The following is a 21,173-nucleotide window of genomic DNA, read 5'->3' on the forward strand; positions in this document are numbered from 1 at the left end:
TCCCTTTTTAAGTTTTGTAAATATTATCGCGCTAAGTATAACCATCCCGCTTTTCTTTCTGAACCATCACCTAGATCAAGAATGTAATAGTACGTTCCTGCTGGTAACTCTTCACCATTTTTGAAAACCGATTGTCCGTTCGACTCACCATTAAACGTGTTGTCGTAACCTTTTTTACTATAGACTAAGTTCCCCCATCTGTTGTAAATCTCTAACGCATTATCTGGGTAGTTAGAAATACAATCGATATGGAAAAATTCATTTTTACCATTTCCATTTGGTGAAAATTCGTTGTAAATAGTTAAACAAGACGGTGAAATAGTGGCTTCACCTGTATTGTTGCTATCGTTAGAATCAATTTGATCTAAGAATTCAAGCGAGGCAATATTTACATAATCATTAACATCTTTAACACTCACGGTGATGTTTAATGTTTCTGAGGTTCCTGTTACCACGGTAGGGATTAACCAAGACCCTGAAGTATGATCATAAGTTCCCGAGGAAACTGTATGACTTTCATACTGATAACCCATTGGCAGAATGTCCATAATTTCTACTGTAGTAGCATCAATATTTCCAAGGTTAGTAGCTGTGATGGTAAATATGATATCATCACCAATATTAGGCGTATCTATACTAACTGATTTTTGCACCTCAATATCTGTCATTGGAACATTGATACTTACATTGGACTCATCATCTTCACTTTGATCGCCATCATCATTGTTTGGCGTACTATCAATATCGAATTGATCACTTGCTGTGATTTGTGCGATGTTGAGGTATTCGCCATCTACTAAACTTGGCATATTCACCGTAGCTTCAAAAGTTAAGGTTAACCCGCTTAAAGGCACATCTAAATTCGACCAGTTAATGATGTTGTTAATCATGGTTCCGCCGTTAGAAATATTTGAAATATCGCGGTAACCTACAGGTAAAATATCTTGAACAGCAACTCCTGTTGCTGGGCTCGGTCCGTCGTTATTAATCTGTAATGAGAAAACAATGGTTTCATCAACATTGGCATTTAAGTTATTTACTGATTTCACTAAACTTAAATCGGCTGATGCTGCCATGATTAAAATAGAATCCTCATCGTCCTCACTTTGATCGCCATCGTCATTATCAGGCGTAGAATCAGGGTCTCTATGATCCGAAGCTGTAACTTGAGCAACATTAAAGTACTCGTTAGTCGTACCTGTTGGGGTATTTACAACCGCACTGATTAATAGCGTTTGCGACCCTCCGTTGGCAATAATGCCCACAGTCCACAATCCTGTGGTAGGATTGTATGTCCCCGAAGTCGAGCTGTACAGAACATAGTTAAATCCAGAAGGGAGTAAGTCGGTTACTTCAACCCCAGTAGCTATGTTTGGCCCGTCGTTAGAAACAGTGATTTCAAAGGTAATTTGGTCACCAACATTCGGCGTCGTGTTGTTATTAACAACAGTTTTAGAAAGTGATAAATCTGAAACGATATCCACAGGCGTAACAAGTACAGCGTCTTCATCATCTTCACTTTGATCGCCATCGTCATTATCAGGAGTAGAATCACTATCTATAACATCTGAAGCTGTGACTTGGGCCACATTGAAAAATTCATTGTTGGTTCCAGTAGGTGTATTTACTCTAGCATCAATTAATAAAGTTTGTGAGCTGCCAGTAGCAATTGCTCCTACAGTCCATAATCCAGTTGACTGATTATAGGTTCCTGAAGTGGCACTAAATCGAACATAGTCAAAACCAGAAGGTAATAAATCGGTCACTTCCACGCCGGTAGCAATGTTAGGTCCGTCGTTACTAACAACAATCTCAAAGGTTATTTGAGAACCTACAATAGGGGAGGTGTTATTATTAACTACGGTTTTAGAAAGTGATAAATCGGCAACTCTATCAATAGGCGTAATTAATACACTATCCTCATCATCCTCACTTTGGTCACCGTCGTCGTTTCCAGGACTTGAATCTGGGTCGTTCATGTTGCTTGCGGAAACTTCGGCGATATTTAAATGCTCGTTTGTTGCTCCAGTAGGGGCATTAACGCGGGCATCGATAAGTAAGGTTTGTGAGCGTCCGCTTGCGATAACTCCAATAGACCATAATCCTGTGGCTTGATTATAAGTTCCTGAAGTGGAATTGAACAGCACATAGTCGAAACCGCTAGGTAATAAATCGGTCACTTCAACACCAGTAGCAAGGTTTGGTCCATCATTGGTCACCGTAATTTGGAAAGTGATTTGTGAACCAATTAATGGCGATGTGTTACCTCCAACAACTTCTTTTGTTAAAGTTAAATCGGCCATGGCGATAACCGGTGTTATAAGAATACTATCTTGATCGTCTTCTGTATCGATGCCATTTCCAGGTGTAGAATCTGAATCTGCGATATCAGAATGTGTAATCTCTGCTATATTTAAATAGTCTCCCGAAGTATTAACTCTAACATCAATTAATAAACTTTCTGAAGCGCCATTGGCGATATGTCCTAAGTTCCAAATTCCGGTTGATGCATTATAAGAACCAGAAGACGTACTGAAGTTTTCAAAATCAAAACCACTAGGAAGTAAATCAGTCACTTCAACCCCTGTTGCATCCTGCGGACCGTCATTGGTCACCGTAATTTGGAAGGTAATTTGTGTTCCAGCTAAAGGCGTTGTGTTACCATCTACTACGGTTTTTGTAAGTGATAAATCGGCATTTATAGTTACTGGTGTAATAGTTACGATATCATAATCATCTTCTGTCGGATCACCATTACCAGGCGTAGAATCCGCGTCAGCAATATCAGAAGCCGATACTTCTGCAATGTTGGTGTAATCACCAGTTGGGTTTACGATGGCTACAATAGAAAGTGTTTCCGTAGCACCATTAATCACCGTTCCCGTGTTCCAGATTCCCGTCGTATCATCATAAGTTCCCGAAGAAATGATAGATGACACATAAGTAAATCCGCTCGGTAATAAATCAGTCACTGCAACCCCAGTCGCATCTTGCGGACCATCATTAGTCACTGCAATTTGGAAAGTGATTTCTGTTCCAACAAGCGGTGATGTGTTTCCGCCAGCAACTGTTTTAGTTAAAGATAAATCAGCATTTATAGTTACCGGCGTAATGGTTACACTGTCATAATCATCTTCCGTCGCATCACCATTACCAGGTGTCGAATCCGCATCAGCAATATCCGAAGCCGATACTTCAGCGATGTTTACATAATCACCAGTTGGGTTTACGATGGCTACGATAGAAAGTGTTTCTGTAGCACCATTTATAACCGTTCCCGTATTCCAAATGCCGCTAGTTTCATCATAAGTTCCCGAAGAAATGATAGAAGACACATAAGTAAATCCGCTCGGTAATAAGTCCGTTACGGCAACGCCCGTTGCATCTTGCGGACCATCATTAGTCACAGCAATTTGGAAAGTGATCTCTGTTCCAACAAGCGGAGAAGTATTTCCACCAGCAACGGTTTTTGTAAGTGATAAATCAGCATTTATAGTAACCGGCGTAATAATTACGCTATCATAATCATCTTCTGTCGGATCACCATTATTAGGCGTCGAATCAGAGTCAGCAATATCGGAAGCCGATACTTCAGCGATGTTTGTGTAATCACCAGTTGGGTTTACAGTAGCTACGATCGATAAGGTTTCTGTTGCACCATTAATCACAGTTCCCGTATTCCAAACTCCACTAGTTTCATTATAAGTTCCTGAAGAAATGATAGATGATACATAAGTAAATCCGGTAGGTAATAAATCCGTTACTGCAACACCAGTCGCATCTTGCGGACCATCATTGGTCACTGCAATTTGGAAAGTGATTTGTGAACCGACAAGTGGCGAGGTGTTTCCACCGGCCACGGTTTTGGTTAAAGATAAATCGGCATTGATCGTGACAGGCGTAATGGTTACACTATCATAATCATCTTCAGTATCAACTCCGTTACCAGGTGTAGAATCCGCATCAGCAATATCAGAAGCCGATACTTCAGCAATGTTGGTATAATCACCAGTTGGGTTTACGATGGCTACGATAGAAAGTGTTTCCGTAGCACCATTATTGACGATACCTGTATTCCAGATTCCCGTCGTTTCATCATAAGTTCCTGAAGAAATGATTGACGATACATAAGTAAATCCGCTAGGTAATAAATCAGTCACTGCAACGCCAGTCGCATCTTGCGGACCATCATTAGTCACGGCAATTTGGAAAGTGATTTCTGTTCCAACAAGCGGAGTCAAATTATTACCAGCAACTGTTTTAGTAAGTGATAAATCAGCATTAATCGTGACAGGCGTAATAGTCACGCTGTCATAATCATCTTCAGTATCAACTCCATTACCAGGCGTAGAATCCGCGTCAGCAATATCAGAAGCCGATACTTCAGCGATGTTGGTGTAATCACCAGTTGGGTTTACGATGGCTACGATAGAAAGTGTTTCGGTAGCACCGTTAATCACAGTTCCCGTGTTCCAGATTCCACTAGTTTCATCATAAGTTCCCGAAGAAATGATAGATGATACATAAGTAAATCCGCTAGGTAACAAATCAGTTACAGCTACTCCCGTCGCATCTTGCGGACCATCATTGGTCACTGCAATTTGGAAAGTGATTTGTGCACCAACAAGCGGCGAGGTGTTTCCTCCGGCTACGGCTTTTGTAAGTGATAAATCAGCATTTATAGTTACTGGCGTAATAGTTACACTATCATAATCATCTTCCGTCGGATCACTATTACCAGGCGTCGAATCCGCATCAGCAATATCCGAAGCCGATACTTCAGCGATGTTGGTATAATCCCCAGTTGGGTTTACAATAGCGACAATAGAAAGTGTTTCCGTAGCACCGTTAATCACAGTTCCTGTGTTCCAAACTCCACTAGTTTCATCATAAGTTCCCGAAGAAATGATTGATGATACATAAGTAAATCCATCAGGTAATAAATCCGTTACTGCAACACCCGTCGCATCTTGCGGACCATCATTAGTCACTGCAATTTGGAAAGTAATCTCTGTTCCAACAAGCGGAGTCAAATTATTACCAGCAACTGTTTTAGTAAGTGATAAATCAGCATTAATGGTGACAGGCGTAATGGTCACGCTATCATAATCATCTTCCGTTGCATCGCCATTACCAGGCGTAGAATCAGAGTCAGCAATATCGGAAGCCGATACTTCAGCGATGTTTGTATAATCACCAGTTGGATTTACAGTAGCTACAATAGATAAAGTTTCCGTAGCACCATTTATAACCGTTCCTGTGTTCCAAATACCACTAGTCTCATCATAAGTTCCTGAAGAAATTATAGAAGACACATAAGTAAATCCAGAAGGTAATAAATCCGTCACTGCAACCCCCGTCGCATCCTGCGGACCATCATTAGTCACAGCAATTTGGAAAGTGATCTCTGTTCCAACAAGCGGAGTCATATTATTACCAGCAACTGTTTTAGTTAAAGATAAATCAGCATTTATAGTTACAGGCGTAATAGTTACGCTATCATAATCATCTTCTGTGTCAACTCCATTACCAGGTGTTGAATCCGCGTCAGCAATATCGGAAGCCGATACTTCAGCGATGTTGGTATAATCACCAGTTGGGTTTACGATGGCTACGATCGATAAAGTTTCTGTAGCACCGTTAATCACAGTTCCTGTATTCCAAATACCACTAGTTTCATCATAAGTTCCTGAAGAAATTATAGAAGACACATAAGTAAATCCGCTAGGTAATAAGTCCGTTACAGCAACACCCGTGGCATCTTGTGGACCATCATTGGTCACTGCAATTTGGAAAGTGATTTGCGAACCAACAAGCGGCGAGGTATTTCCACCAGCAACTGTTTTCGTAAGAGATAAATCAGCATTGATAGTGACAGGCGTAATGGTTACACTATCATAATCATCTTCCGTTACATCACCATTTCCAGGCGTAGAATCAGAGTCCGCAATATCCGAAGCCGATACTTCAGCGATGTTGGTATAATCACCAATTGGGTTAACAATGGCTACGATAGAAAGTGTTTCGGTAGCACCATTTATAACCGTTCCTGTATTCCAAAGTCCACTAGTTTCATCATAAGTTCCTGAAGAAATTATAGAAGACACATAAGTAAATCCGCTAGGTAATAAGTCCGTTACAGCAACACCCGTGGCATCTTGCGGACCATCATTGGTCACTGCAATTTGGAAAGTAATTTGTGAACCAACAAGCGGAGAAGTATTTCCACCAGACACGGTTTTCGTAAGTGATAAATCAGCATTGATAATCACCGGCGTAATAGTCACGCTATCATAGTCATCTTCAGTGTCAATACCATTACCAGGTGTCGAATCTGCATCAGCAATATCGGAAGCAGATACTTCAGCGATGTTTGTGTAATCACCAGTTGGGTTTACGATGGCTACAATCGATAAAGTTTCCGTAGCACCATTATTTACGATACCTGTATTCCAAATACCGCTAGTCTCATCATAAGTTCCCGAAGAAATGATTGACGATACATAAGTAAATCCGCTAGGTAACAAATCAGTCACAGCAACGCCCGTCGCATCTTGTGGACCATCATTGGTCACGGCAATTTGGAAGGTGATTTGAGAACCAACAAGCGGTGAGGTATTTCCTCCAGCAACCGTTTTGGTAAGTGATAAATCAGCATTTATAGTAACAGGTGTAATAGTTACACTATCATAATCATCTTCAGTATCAACTCCATTACCAGGCGTAGAATCTGCATCAGCAATATCAGAAGCCGATACTTCTGCAATGTTGGTGTAATCACCAGTTGGGTTTACAGTTGCTACGATAGAAAGTGTTTCCGTGGCACCATTTATAACCGTTCCTGTATTCCATATTCCACTAGTCTCATCATAAGTTCCTGAAGAAATGATAGAAGACACATAAGTAAATCCATCAGGTAATAAGTCCGTTACAGCAACCCCAGTCGCATCTTGCGGACCATCATTGGTCACAGCAATTTGGAAAGTGATCTCTGTTCCAACAAGCGGAGTCAAATTATTACCAGCAACTGTTTTCGTAAGAGATAAATCAGCATTAATAGTTACTGGCGTAATAGTTACACTATCATAATCATCTTCCGTATCAATACCGTTTCCAGGTGTTGAATCCGGATCTGTAATATCGGAAGCTGTTACTTCTACGATGTTTTCGAAGTTCCCTGTTTGGTTTACTAAAACATCAATAAGTAGGATTTCAGTAGATCCATTGGTTACGGTTCCAGGATTCCATATTCCTGTATTCTGGTCGTAAAGTCCTTTAGAGGAGCTGTATGAAATATAATTAAAACCAGAAGGCAGTAAATCGGTGACTTCAACACCGCTAGCATCACTAGGTCCGTCGTTTGTTAAAGTGACTTGGAATGTAATTTGTGACCCTACTTGAGGTGACGTGTTACCCGTAGTAACCGTTTTAGTTACGGAGAGGTCTGCAATCTCTGGCAGAGGTGTTACTAACACATTATCTTCGTCATCTTCACTTTGATCACCGTCGTCGTTTCCAGGAGTAGAGTCGGAGTCTCTAACATTACTAGCTGAAACTTCAGCAATGTTTAGGAATTCGTTAGCTGCCCCGGTTGGTCGGTTTACAGTGGCATCAATCAGTAAAGTTTGTGAACCGCCACTAGCTATGATTCCGGTAGTCCATAATCCCGTAGTTGGATCGTAGGTTCCTGACGTAGAACTGTATCGGTTATAACTAAATCCTGAAGGAAGTATGTCTGTAACTTCAACACCAGTAGCAATATTTGGTCCGTCATTAGAAACTGTGATTTCGAAAGTAATTTGATCACCTACATTCGGACTTGTATTATTATTGACAACGGTTTTTGAAAGTGATAAATCGGCTATGATATCGGTTGGTGTTATAAGTACACTATCTTCATCATCTTCACTTTGATCCCCGTCATCATTTCCAGGTGTCGAATCGCTGTCGGCTATATCTGAAGCAGAAACTTGAGCAATGTTTAAATATTCATTAGCAGTTCCTGAAGGTGGGTTCACGAAAGCATCAATTAAAAGCGTTTGGGAGTTGCCGTTAGCAATAGCACCCACTATCCATAATCCCGTAGCCGGGTTATAGGTTCCTGAAGTGGCACTAAAAACAACATAGTTAAAACCAGAAGGCAGGATATCGGTCACTTCTACTCCTGTAGCAGGATTCGGACCGTCATTAGTAACAACGATTTCGAAGGTGATTTGTGATCCTACGATAGGGGTGGTGTTGCCATTGACTACTGTTTTGGTAAGTGATAAATCGGCAACAGCAGAAACAGGGGTTAAGCGTACACTATCTTCATCATCTTCACTTTGATCGCCATCATCATTTCCAGGAACAGAATCAGGGTCATTAATACTGCTTGCGGAAACTTCAGCGACATTAAAGTACTCATCTGTAGCTCCAGTAGGTGCATTAACAGTAGCGTCGATTAATAAGGTTTGTGCGTTGCCATTGGCTATAGGGCCTACAATCCATAATCCCGTTGTGGGGTTATAGGTTCCTGAAGTTGAGTTAAATTGTACATAACTAAATCCAGAAGGCAGTAGGTCTGTAACCTCTACACCAGTCGCAGGATTCGGACCGTCGTTAGAAACCGTAATCTGGAAGGTCACTTGCGATCCGATTAACGGTGATGAAATACCATTAACAACTTCTTTAGTTAGAGACAAGTCGGCTAAAGCAACTGTAGGAGTTAATAAAATACTGTCTTGATCGTCTTCTAAAGCAATATTGTTACCTGGCGTTGAATCGCTATCAACTTGATTTGAAGCAGTTATTTCGGCAGTATTTAAATAGACTCCAGAAGGTTTTACGCGAGCATCAATCAATAAGGTTTCGGAATCACCGTTGGCAATACTGCCTAATGTCCAAATTCCTGTAGTCATGTCGTAAGTTCCTGATGAGGTACTGAAGGTATCAAACTCGTAACCCGAAGGTAGTAAATCGGTAACTTCTACACCGGTTGCATCTTGAGGCCCCGAATTGTTGACTGTAATAAGGAAACTTACTATGGTACCTTGTATTGGTGATGTATTACCATTAACCACGGTTTTAGTAAGTGATAAATCGGCTACCACTTCAACTGGTGTGATGAGGACGCTATCTTGGTCGTCTTCGGTGTCAATACCATTTCCAGGTGTTGAATCTGGATCGGCAATATCTGAAGCGGTAACTTCAGCAATATTTAGGTAATCGCCAGTAGCATTAACCACGGCTAAAATGGTTAAGGTTTCACTGGTTCCAGTATTAACTAAACCTGTGTTCCAAACACCTGTTGTGTTATTGTAAGTTCCTGAAGTGGTAATGGCTGAAACAAATGTAAATCCGCTAGGTAATACATCGGTAACTTCGACACCAGTTGCGTTTTGTGGTCCATCGTTAGTCACTGCAATTTGGAAAACAATTTGAGAGCCAACTAAAGGCGATGTATTTCCGTTTGCTACCGTTTTAGTTAATGATAAATCCGCCATGTTTTGAACAGGAGTGATGATGATATTATCCTCATCATCTTCACTCTGATCGCCATCATCATTTCCAGGAGTTGAATCTGGGTCTAACAGGTCGGAAGCGCTTACTTCAGCAATATTGATGTAATCACCTGTGGTGTTTACAGTAACAATAATAGAAAGTGTTTCGGTTGTACCATTTAATACAGAGCCCGTATTCCAAATTCCAGAGACATCATTGTAGGTTCCAGAGGAGGCTACAGAGGACACATAAGTAAATCCGCTAGGTAATAAATCCACCACTTGAACACCAGTGGCATCTTGTGGACCATCATTAGTCACTGCAATTTGGAAGGTGATTTGTGATCCTACCTGAGGTGATGTATTTCCGTTAGCGACTGTTTTTACTAAGGATAAATCGGCCATAGGCACTACAGGTGTAGTTGTAATACTGTCCTGATCATCTTCACTTTCGATGTGATTATTAGGTGTTGAGTCAACATCAGCGACATCCGAAGCTGTAACTTCCGCAGTATTAAGGTATGTCCCCGTAGCGTTAACTATAGCATCAATTAATAGCACTTCCGTTGTTGAAGCTACTACGGTGCCTACCGACCATAAACCTGTGGTGTTATTGTAAACGCCTTCCGTAGAACTATAGGAAACATAACTGTATCCTGAAGGAATTAAATCAACAACTTCAACGCCGGTTGCGTTTTGCGGACCGTCGTTAGTCAATCGAATTTCGAAGGTAATTTGTTCACCTATTAAAGGTGTAATATTATTGTTGATTACTGTTTTAGTTAAAGATAAATCGGCCATGTTTGGTGTAATAGTGACGGTATCTTCGTCATCATCAAAACCATCGCCATCACCATCTTCATCTACCGTTTCATCAGTAGTAGGATTACTGTCAGGGTCAAATTGGTTACTTGCTGTAATTTGAGCTACATTGGTAAATTCACCAGCAGTTCCTGTTGGCATGTTCACTGTGGCTTCATAGCTTAGTACGCGTGTGCCATTGTTTGCACCAATAATTAAGCTCGACCAGGTTGCTGTATTACCACTTTGAGTACCACCATTATTTACTGTGGTTAAGGTTAAACCTGAAGGTAAAACATCTTCAACAGCTACACCTGTGGCAATATTCGGACCAGCATTAACAACGGTTAAGGTGTAAATTACGGTATCACCAACATTCGGACTGGTATTGCTTACTGTTTTTGTGATGCTTAAATCGGCTTGTTGAATACTGATGTTTTCGGTGTCTTCATCGTCATCGGCAATACCGTCATTGTAATCATCAATATCGAAGCTTGTACTCGGATCACTATCTGGATCAAATTGATCGCTAGCTGTAATTTCTACCGTGTTAAGGTATTCGTTGGTAGCTCCTGTTGGAGCGTTTACCGTCGCATCAAAAGTTAGCGTTGCGGTATTATTTCCTACAGGTACTGTTAATCCTGTCCAAGTAATTTGATTTCCAGAATCTGTACCACCTCCACTAATATTAGCGATATTACTATAACCAATAGGAAGTACATCAAGTACCGATACATTGGTTGCGGTAACTGTTCCTGCATTACTAAGGTTTATGGTGAAAGTGATCGCGTCACCTACATTAGGCGTGTTATCATTAACGGATTTATCTATTGATATATCAGCTGTTTGTGGATTGATGGTAAAAGATGTTTCATCATCTTCACTTTGATCACCATCATCATTATTTGGTATACTATCAGGGTCAATTAAATTACTTGAAGTTATTTGAGCCGTGTTAGTATAGGCATTAGCACTACCTGTTGGGCTATTCACAATAACATCATAAGATAATATCATGTTTGCACCATTGGTAAGGCTAAGATTACTCCAATTAATGGTATTGCCAATAAGGGTACCGCCATTATCAATAGTTCCTGCGGAAAGCGTATAACCTGCAGGTATAATATCTTCCACCGATACACTGCTCACATCGTTAGGACCATTATTAAGAAGTGTTAATTCGAAAGTAACAGTATCACCTATATTAGGCGTAGCACTACTTGAAGCACTGATGTTTTTTGTTAATTCTAAATCGGCTTCTTCAATAACAAAGGTCGCATCGTCTTGGTCGTCTTCACTAGAAATGTTGTTATTAGGTGTACTGTCAGGGTCGGTTAAATCACTAGCGATAATTTGAGCGATATTGGTGTAATTGCCAGAATCATTTACAACAGCTTGGTAGGTTAGTGTAACCGAAAGACCGTTTGCAATACTCAAGTCATCCCATTCTATAGCATTATTTCCAACGAGGTAAACACCCGAATTAGAAATTGAACCAGGAACTAAATTGTAACCACTTGGTAGAACATCTTGTACATCAACTCCTGTAGCATTTCCTGTGCCTTGGTTTTCAACTAAAACAGTAAATGTTACCGTGTCTCCAACCGATCCAGACATTGGAGCGATGGTTTTTGTAAGTTCAAGGTCGGCAACATCAAGTGTGATTTCAGCATTATCTTCATCATCTTCACTTTGATCACCATCGTCGTTGTTTGGTGTACTATCAGGGTCTGCTTGATCGCTGGCAGTAATTTCTGAAGTATTAAAATATGCATTCGTATTTCCTGAAGGCGCATTTACACTAACTGTTATGTTTAAGGTTTTATCATCACCTGAAGGGATTGAACCTACATTCCAAATACCAGACGTAGCGTTGTAATTACCTCCCGCATCGTCGCTTTGATAAGTGTAACCAGAAGGAATATGTTCAAAAACTTGTACGTTAGTAGCTTCGTCAGGCCCCGAGTTAGTCACCGTTAATGTAAAAACAACGTTATCACCCACACTAGCTACAGCAGTAGATATGCTTTTGTCAAGTGATAAGTCTGCCGATTGAATGGTAATCTGTGCGTTATCTTCATCATCTTCGCTTTGATCACCATCATCGTTGTTAGGTGTACTATCACTATCAAAATTATCGCTGGCCGTAATTTGAGCCGTGTTTAAATACGATCCTGATGCATTTACTGTCGCATCAAAGGTGAGGTTTAAAGTGGCACCGTTTACGATGTTAAGGTTCGTCCAACTAATGGTTTGCGAAGCTAAATCATAGGTTCCACCATTGGAAACACTTCCCGATACCAAGCTGTAGCCTAAAGGTAAAACATCTTGAACAGCAACACCTGTAGCATCTGCATTGGTTGTGTTGAAATTATTGTTAAAAACAGACAGCGTGAACGTTACAATATCTCCCACATTAACACTTGAAGACGATGCTGTTTTGGTTAGTTCTAAATCTGAATTAGCTAAAATGTTAATGGTTACTTGATCGGAAACTGGCGTACAAATACCATTAGAAATACTCCATTCGAAAACATATGTACCTACAGTTGTTCCTGTAATTTCTGTGTTTGGGTCATTTATATCAATGAAATTGGCAGTTGTCGGTCCAGAAACTTGAGACCATACACCTGTACCTACTGTTGGAGCTGTTGCAGCTAAAACGACATTAGAAAATTCTGGTAATGTTTGGTCTGGTCCAGCATCGGTTGTTCCTGGGTTGGTATAATTAAGCACCTCCATACTGTCTGAAGATGAACATCCGCCGCCGGTAGCTGTCCACGTAAATTCATAATTCCCTGGAGTTAGCCCTAATACTAAACTATTAGGATTATTTGGTGCTGTAATGGTCGTTGGATTTCCTGAAGTTTGTACCCAAGTCCCGGTTCCAACTGTTAATGGCGTAGCATTTAAGTAAAATTGTGTAACATCGCAGTACTCTTGGTCTTGACCTGCATCTGCCAGTGAAGGCGGGGTACCTGTATAAGTAAGGGTTACCGTATCCGACTGTGGCGCACAGGCACCAGTGGTTAGAGGACCAGAAGTAACAGTCCAAGTTAGGATGTAGACATCATCTAATCCGTCATTTCCAGCATCATCAGGAATGTTTGATAAGGTAGTTTGTGGGTTATTCGGACTGTCAATAACAACTGCTCCATTGGAAGGATCATCACTTGGATTAGCAAACGACCATTCACCGATGCCTACAGTTGGAGCTGTAGCATCAAGTTGCGTGGTTTGTTGACAGGCTAAATCTTGATCTGGTCCGGCATCAATTGGTCCGGGGGCATCATAAACCGTGACTCTTACGATATCGGCATCATCTGTACAAAAATTACTTTGGAAATTAAGCTCAAAAACATAAACTCCTGCAATGGTTAATCCTGATGCATCTGTAGTGATACTGTTATCGGGTGTTGTAAACGTAACGGTAGCGCCTCCAGGCTGAGAAAGTAATCGCCATTCTGAAGTTACATCACTAGGAATAGCTGTGTTTCCTGCAGTAAGCGTTACTGTGGTAGTATCAGATGTACAAATCGATTGGTCTGGTCCAGCATCAGCATCTTCACTTGGTCCGTTGGAAACCGTTACCGTAGTTTGTTGAGAAGCGTTACAGGAACTTCCAGCTCCGGTGTAATTCGTTGTATATTCAAATACATAAGTATATCCGGGATCTACAAAGGCGTTAGCAATATTACTATCACTTGGAGATTGCGTCGGGGTATAAGGGGTCAAATCTGATACTGGGTTCGAGGTCCCTGTTTCCGTAGCTGAAACGATGCTCCACGTTCCTGTGGTTCCAGGAGTGGCTTCTAAAAATACACTAGAAACTTCACAAAGATTTTGATTAGCAATAGGTTGCAGTTGTTCAAAAACATCAACGGTAACTTCATCGAAAGAATTTGGACATAACGATGAGCTTCCTATTATAGTCCAACGAAATACATAAGATCCCGTAATTAAGTTGCTTACATTGATATTGTTGTTGCTAGGGTCATCTATATTTGGCGAGTTAGGACCAGAAATGACGGTCCAACTTCCTGTTTCTGTATTTGGATTTATTACAGGATCCGCTTCAATAGAAACCGTGGTGCCACATGAAGGCTGATTGACATTCGTGATATTGGCTGGCGTAGGTTCGATTCCGATTTCAATTTGAACTTGATCTGGCGTTGCAGCTGTGGTACAATTACCATAAGATACTACCCATTCAAAAACATAAGTGCCTTCGAATAAATTTGAAAAGGTTGCTGTAGGACTGTTGATATCATCTACAGTATAACCGCCTAAGCCTGAAACTAAATTCCATGTTCCAATTCCTCCTGAAGGCGCAGGATCGGTAGCATTCATGGTTACAGAAACACTTGAGCGGTCTAAACACAAACTTTGATCTGGACCAGCAGAAATTACTGCAGCAACATCGGCAACAACAACATTTACGGTGTCCGTGGTTGTTGTAGCACAAGAGCTAGCGGCAATTGGTCTGAAGGCAATTTCCCATTGAAATTCATATTGTCCGTCTATTAAACCAGTTACTTCGGTTTTAGGGTTGTTCGGATCTGTAAAGGTTACTGTTGAAGGCCCTGATAGTTGAGACCAAGTCCCGATTTCGTTTAAGTTAGACGTGTTAGCATCCAAGCTAGCAATGCTTGTCGTACCTGAAGCAAGGCAAATGTCGTTACCAGCATCAGCTGCCGAAGGTGATTCTTCAGAATTTGTTGAAATAACCACGCTACCCACTGCCGGTGGACCACAGTCCGTATACTTGTTTTCAATGGTCCAAGTCAGCGTATAATCTGTGTTTGGTGATGAGAATCCTGTAGCAATAGCATTAGGATCGTGAATATCTGAAAAAACAATACTAGGGTCTGAAGCAGTCCAAGTTCCTTCCAATACAATTACAGGTTCGTTAGCTGCCAATTGCAAAGGTGTATTTACACAAATATCGGGGTAGCTACCAGGATCGGAAACTCCATTGTCTGCAGGTGATACATAAACGGTGGTTACCGAAGTCGCATCGGGAGAGCAACCAACGCCTCCAGAAACAGTATATCTAAAAACGTAAATACCGTTAGCCATGCCGGTAACGGTTGTGATTTGCGCATAAGGGTCGGTGATGTTAGCTGTTACCGGCCCTGAAACTTGCGACCAAAAGGAGGTTTCTCCCGGTTGAGTAACACTCCCTGCTAAAGTTCCATTGTCTTGTCCGCAAATAAAAGCCTGGTTAGAACCAGCACTTGAACCTGAAGCAGGTTTTGAAATAAACACCGTAATTTCGGCATTTGCCACATTACAGCCTTGTGTTAAATTTCCAGAAGTCGATCGTCTAAAGTTAATTTTGTAAGCACCAGGTACATCAAAATTATTTATGGTAACGGTTCCGCTTGCGCCGTTGGTGTTTTCATAATTTGTAGGGAAGGAGATAGAAGAATCTGCCGGACCGCTAATAATACTGTATTCTGTTTTCGTTCCTCCGGATGAGGTGTAAGGCACATCAACCGAGGTTTCTCCACAAGCAGCAACAATATCGTCTCCAGAGTTTACATCGATACTTACCGAACTTGCATTATATCTAACATTTACCGTGGCATTCGTTTCACAACCTGTTGCGTTATTTATAATGGTATATCTAAATTCATAAGATTCTGTAGATAATAATCCAGTAACTAGTGTTGTTGGGCTATTGGGATCTTTAATATCGATATAAGGCGCTGCAGAAGGTGCCGGTTGTATGAGTTCCCATAGAACAGTTTCGTTGGTAAAATTAGGATTCGACCCTGTTAAAGTCGTTTCTGTAACACTGGGGTCGCAAAAATGTTGGTTGCTGTTTGCAACGGTGGCTTGAGTAACATCTTGAGTTGCTGGTGGTACAGTAATGGTTACGGTATCACTTCCATTGACACAGGTACCACTTACGTCCCATCTAAAAACATATACACCTTCTATAAGTCCGCTAACATTGGTGTCGTTTTGATTTGGATCGGCTATGGTTGGCGTTGATGGACCACTTACAAAGGTCCAAGTTCCTATTTGTACATTGGGATCTGAACCTGCAAATGAGCCGTTTAAGTCTGTGTTTTCACTTACTGTATAGCAATTGGATAGGGTTTGATCTGGACCAGCATCAACGGGTTGAACACCACCGTAATTGGTGATGGAAATTTCAGAAGTTGATTCACAAAAAGTTCCAGGTTGGTATTGAGGACCTGTAATGGTCCATCTTACTGTGGTTGTTCCGGCACTGCCTTCAGGTAAGGTGATGGTTGAAGTAGGGGAGTTGGGTTGGTTTATAACAACACCTGCACTATTGTTTCCTACAATCGACCAGTTGCCATCCTCACCAGGACCAGGCGTGTTTCCACTAATAATGAGGGATCCTGAACTATCGGGGCATGATGCGATATCTGTACCAGCATCAGCCTCAGTTACAGGTTCAACGGTAATGGTGACGGTTTGTTTAGGATTGGCGCCATTTAAACAAGTCGCTGAAAGTTCGAAGGTATAACTGTTTCCTCCTGTAAACCCTGTAATAATAGGATCGTCTATGGTGGGGTCACTAATTATTACCGATGGTCCTGATATTTGAGTCCAAATAGGAGCGGTAGCATAGGAGTCTGGCGTTTCACCGTTTAACTGCATGACATCTTGAGCACAAATGGTTTGGTCAAGACCAGCATTTAGAGTACATGATTGTGCGTACGTAAAAGTGGCGCTTAAGCTTAAAAGGAAGGTTAAAAATGTTAACTTAATGGCATGGGTACCTCTTTTAGAATTTCTGCTAGGGTAGTTTTTTTGCATGTATTATAATTTAAGGGCATTGAGGGATTAAATAATAAAGTCAGACCTATATGTCTTTTGTTAGGATAAATTTAACAAATATTTTTATAAAAAAGGCTATGGAGTGCTATAAGTGAGTAAGGTTAATATTTTGATAATGAAATGATTCTTGTTTAAGAAACGTTCTTGTTTCTGATTTTTAAAGTCAAACCAAAGGTTTTTAGTGGAAAAAATAATATGATAACTAAACATGTTAATTTGTAAGCTGTTGATTTTTAGAAATTTGTTTTTAGTTTGGTAAAGGCTTATAAAAAAGAAAAAGCCTGTAAATGATATTACAAGGCTTTTGGTATATATATAGATAGATAATCTATTTTCTTATTTTTTATGCTTCGATGTTTTTGTCTTGGCTCCTAAATACTCTTTTGTAGAATCGCTAATCAATTGATTAAGTTCGCTAAATTCAGTTTCTGTGAGTTCGCGGTATTCACCAATAGGCATGTCTAATTTAATATTCATAATTCTAACACGCTTTAAGGTTTGTACTTCGTAATTGAGGTAGTCGCACATACGACGAATCTGACGGTTTAAACCTTGAGTTAGAATAATTTTGAATTTGTATGTGCTTAGTTTTTCAACATAACACTTTTTAGTAGTTTTATTTAAATCGGCAAGATGAATACCTCCAGCCATACGTTCTACAAAAGTTTGAGAAATAGGTTTGTCTACCGTAACGACATATTCTTTTTCGTGATTATTGCTGGCTCGAAGAATCTTATTTACGATATCGCCATCATCAGTTAGCAGAATTAAGCCTTCACTGGGTTTGTCTAATCTTCCAATCGGAAAAATACGTTTGCCGTAGTTGATAAAGTCTATAATGTTATCTTTTTCAACTGAAGTGTCGGTGGTACAAACGATACCAACGGGTTTGTTAAACGCTAAGTAAACGAAACGCTCCTTGGTATTTTTAATGTTTTTTCCGTCTACAGCCACTTCATCAATAGGAGCTATTTTTGTGCCTTTTTCAGGGATGACACCATTAATGGTTACACGACCAGCTTCAATGAGTTTGTCTGCTTCACGGCGTGAGCAAAATCCAACTTCACTTAAAAATTTATTGATACGCTTTAATTGTGGTTCTTCCATGGTACAAAAATACAATAATTAAACCCAAATTAACTATTAGGAATCGTAATGAGGGTTGAAATCCCAATAAAATTATGGCTTTTGAGATTGCGCCCTAGCATCGCTAAGGTGCATGAGCAAAGGTCAACGAAGTGCTTGATTTTGCAGGGGTTTCAGGTCGTAATAGATTTTCTAATGCATATTTTGGTTAAACCTTAAGAAACTCTAAAATGTGCTGACATACAGCGTCCGATTTAAGTCGGTGACCCAAACCTTGAGTTTTTATAAGTTCGGCATTTTTATAGTGACGTTTAATGTCTAAGGCTTCACGATAAGATATAATTTTATCTTTTTTATCGTGGATGATGATGCCTTGTGTTTCGTTGTTTTTGTAAAAGTTTTCCGCACAATAATAACTAGGCAAATGTTTAAAGTATTTTAAATAGTAAGCATCTATAGCCTTTCGAACTTTTTTATTTAGCCCCATAAAATCGGCATAATTTTTAACCGAAATCGCTAAATTGGATGGCGCTCCTAGTAAAACATTTTTTTCAACCGAAGGTAAATTATGGTTTTCTTGGGCTATGATACTTGCCGTTGCACCTATAGAATGCCCAATAATGACATTGGGTTTATAGGTTTTAACAACTTCACTAATACATTCCGAATACATCGGCGCATTAAATATTTTGTTACTAGAGTCGCCATGTGCAGGGGCATCTATAGCCAAAATGTTATAATCTTCTGCTTTAAGTAATGCGATTAAATCTTTCCAACGGAAGGCATTGCTTTCCCAACCATGAACCAGTAATACGGTATCTTTGGATCCGCCCCATAGGTAGGTTTTAATTTGGATGTCCTTATAGTTTACTGTATCGTGAACGGCTGTATTTAAAAATGCGCGTTGATCTTCGGTTATTTTACCTTTTTGTGGTGTTGAAAATAATTTAACAGCAAATTTTGCTGCAAGTTTGGGTTGGAAATAACTTAAAGCATTAATCGTTTTTCCTATAAGTTGAGGTGTTATTTTACTCATGTATTAATCTTCTCTATGCACTAAATCCATTGAAAAAGCAGGCGTGCAAATAGCGATGTACTCACAGGTTTCTTTAAAGGGATTTGAATATTGCACTCTGGTGTTTTTTTCAATTTTAATGGATTGTCCGGCTTCTAAGATGACAGTTTCATCTTCAATAATAAATTGTTTTTTGCCTTTGATGATAAAAGTGAATTCATCAAACTCTGGTGTTTGAAAAGGTTCGCTCCAGCCAGCAGGGGCTACCATATGAGCGATACTTATATCCGAATTGCCATCGGAAGTTTTTCCAAAATGTTCTTTAATAATTTTGCCATCGGTTGTAGGAACAACAAAAGGCATGTTTTGAAGCGTGTATTTTTTTCGAGACATCTGTTATGCTATTAACAACCATTTTAATGGTCTTTCATGGGCTTTTTCTTTATCATGCCGCCTTTTAAATCTTTTACAATACCCATGATAATAAAAGCGTTTCTATCAATTTTGTCAATTTCAGTTTGAAGCCTTGCCAATTCTAAACGGGTTACCACGGTGTAGATAATGTCTTTGTCGTAACTTTCGCCAGAACTTCCAAAACCACCTTTTCCAGCGTAAATGGTGCAAGCGCGCTGAAGTTTCTGGGTAAGCATAATGCGTAAATCCTCGTGCTTATTGGAAATGATAGTAACCCCAACATATTCTTCAACCCCGTCGACTACAAAATCTACCGTTTTTGCTGCCGCCATATAAGTTAAAATCGCATACAGCGCGGTTTCTATAGACAGTAAATAGGCACCTACTGAAAAGATGACGATATTAATTAATAATAGTACATCACCAATGGTAAGGGATAGTTTTCGTCCAAGGAAAATGGCTAAAACTTCGGTGCCATCAATAACACTGCCGCCTCTCATCGACATTCCGATACCTAAACCAAGGAAGAAACCACCAAAAACAGCAATTAAAAGTTTGTCTTCGGTTATGGTAGGGTATTCAACAAAATGAACCACAAAGGCTAACATGGCAATGGCAATAATGCTTTTTAAGGCAAACTTCATACCTATGGTTCTGGCTGCCAAAATTATAAATGGTAAGTTGACAATAACCAGGAGTATACCCAGTTGAAGAGACGTTACGTGCTCTAACAATAAGGAAATACCTGTAGCACCACCATCGATAAATTTATTGGGCAGTAAAAAACCTTTTAACCCAAAACCCGCTGAAAATACACCAAGAATTATAAAAATATATTCTTTAATTGCATGGGTGAATTCAACTTGTAAAATTCTTACTAACGGGACAATATCCCTTTTAGAAATAGGTTTGTCAGCGCTCGTTTTTTTTAATTTCTTTCGAGCAACGTCTACTATAAGCTTAGATAAGAATGGGTTCATTTACAGTCGTTTAATTATCCCAATTTAGAAAAAAGTATTTTACTTTAGCGTTGTCTGGAATATGTGTTGGTTCAAATTTTAAATTCATATCAAATCTTAAATTTGAAGGTAATTCAGCCTTGTCAATTGTAAAACCAGCATTAATTTCATTAACAGTAATCAAAACAGAATTAATTAAATTACTAATTTTTGAAATTTTATATTGGCTGTGAATATCTTTAAAAGTACTAATTGAAGATATGTTTTTGTCTGTTTTGTAACGTGGATCTATAACCTGAACACTTGAAATTACAGAAGTAGAATCTAAAGCAAATTTAGGTGTTAGTTTAAGCAGTTTTTTTCCGCCTTTTTCAAAGATTTCAATGTTGTCGATATTACCCAAAAATTCATCGCCAGCGATAAATTTAACAATCGAATCGTTAGGGAAAACGCTATTTAAGTCTTTTACTTGAGTAGAATCTGTAAGCAAACCAATGTGTTGTTTAGAGATCTCAAAAGGGTTTTGTGTTTTGCTACAGCTTGATAATAATAAAGTTAAGGCTATTCCGCCTAATAAAAGTTTACGCATTAGGTATA

Annotated in this window: 6 protein-coding genes; all 6 read right to left on the minus strand. The window is 39.8% G+C overall.

Annotated features, from left to right (window positions below):
* Positions 1-23 precede the first annotated feature (23 nt).
* The 6 genes from JJL45_RS05875 to JJL45_RS05900 all read right to left on the minus strand — a co-directional run bounded on the left by JJL45_RS05875 (position 24) and on the right by JJL45_RS05900 (position 21,165).
* The gene (locus tag JJL45_RS05875) at positions 24-17,081 is read right to left on the minus strand and encodes a PKD domain-containing protein (protein ID WP_068602654.1); all 17,058 of its coding nucleotides are present in this window, start codon (positions 17,079-17,081) and stop codon (positions 24-26) included.
* 357 nt (positions 17,082-17,438) lie between these two features.
* Positions 17,439-18,209: a pseudouridine synthase gene (locus JJL45_RS05880; RefSeq protein ID WP_068602653.1), complete on the minus strand. Its 771-nt coding sequence runs from the start codon at positions 18,207-18,209 to the stop codon at positions 17,439-17,441.
* A gap of 187 nt (positions 18,210-18,396) precedes the next feature.
* Complete coding sequence (locus JJL45_RS05885; protein ID WP_068602652.1) at positions 18,397-19,224, minus strand: alpha/beta fold hydrolase; 828 nt, start codon at positions 19,222-19,224, stop codon at positions 18,397-18,399.
* Between the two features lie 3 nt (positions 19,225-19,227).
* On the minus strand, positions 19,228-19,596 hold the full coding sequence (locus JJL45_RS05890) for a cupin domain-containing protein (RefSeq protein WP_068602651.1): 369 nt from the start codon (positions 19,594-19,596) through the stop codon (positions 19,228-19,230).
* Positions 19,597-19,619: 23 nt separating this feature from the next.
* A complete protein-coding gene (locus JJL45_RS05895; protein WP_068602650.1) occupies positions 19,620-20,597 on the minus strand; it encodes a YitT family protein in 978 nt (325 codons plus the stop codon).
* A gap of 10 nt (positions 20,598-20,607) precedes the next feature.
* The gene (locus JJL45_RS05900) at positions 20,608-21,165 is read right to left on the minus strand and encodes a hypothetical protein (protein ID WP_068602649.1); all 558 of its coding nucleotides are present in this window, start codon (positions 21,163-21,165) and stop codon (positions 20,608-20,610) included.
* Positions 21,166-21,173 lie beyond the last annotated feature (8 nt).

The sequence above is a fragment of the Tamlana sp. s12 genome, assembly GCF_016767215.1.
In the GTDB taxonomy this organism is placed as follows: domain Bacteria; phylum Bacteroidota; class Bacteroidia; order Flavobacteriales; family Flavobacteriaceae; genus Pseudotamlana; species Pseudotamlana agarivorans.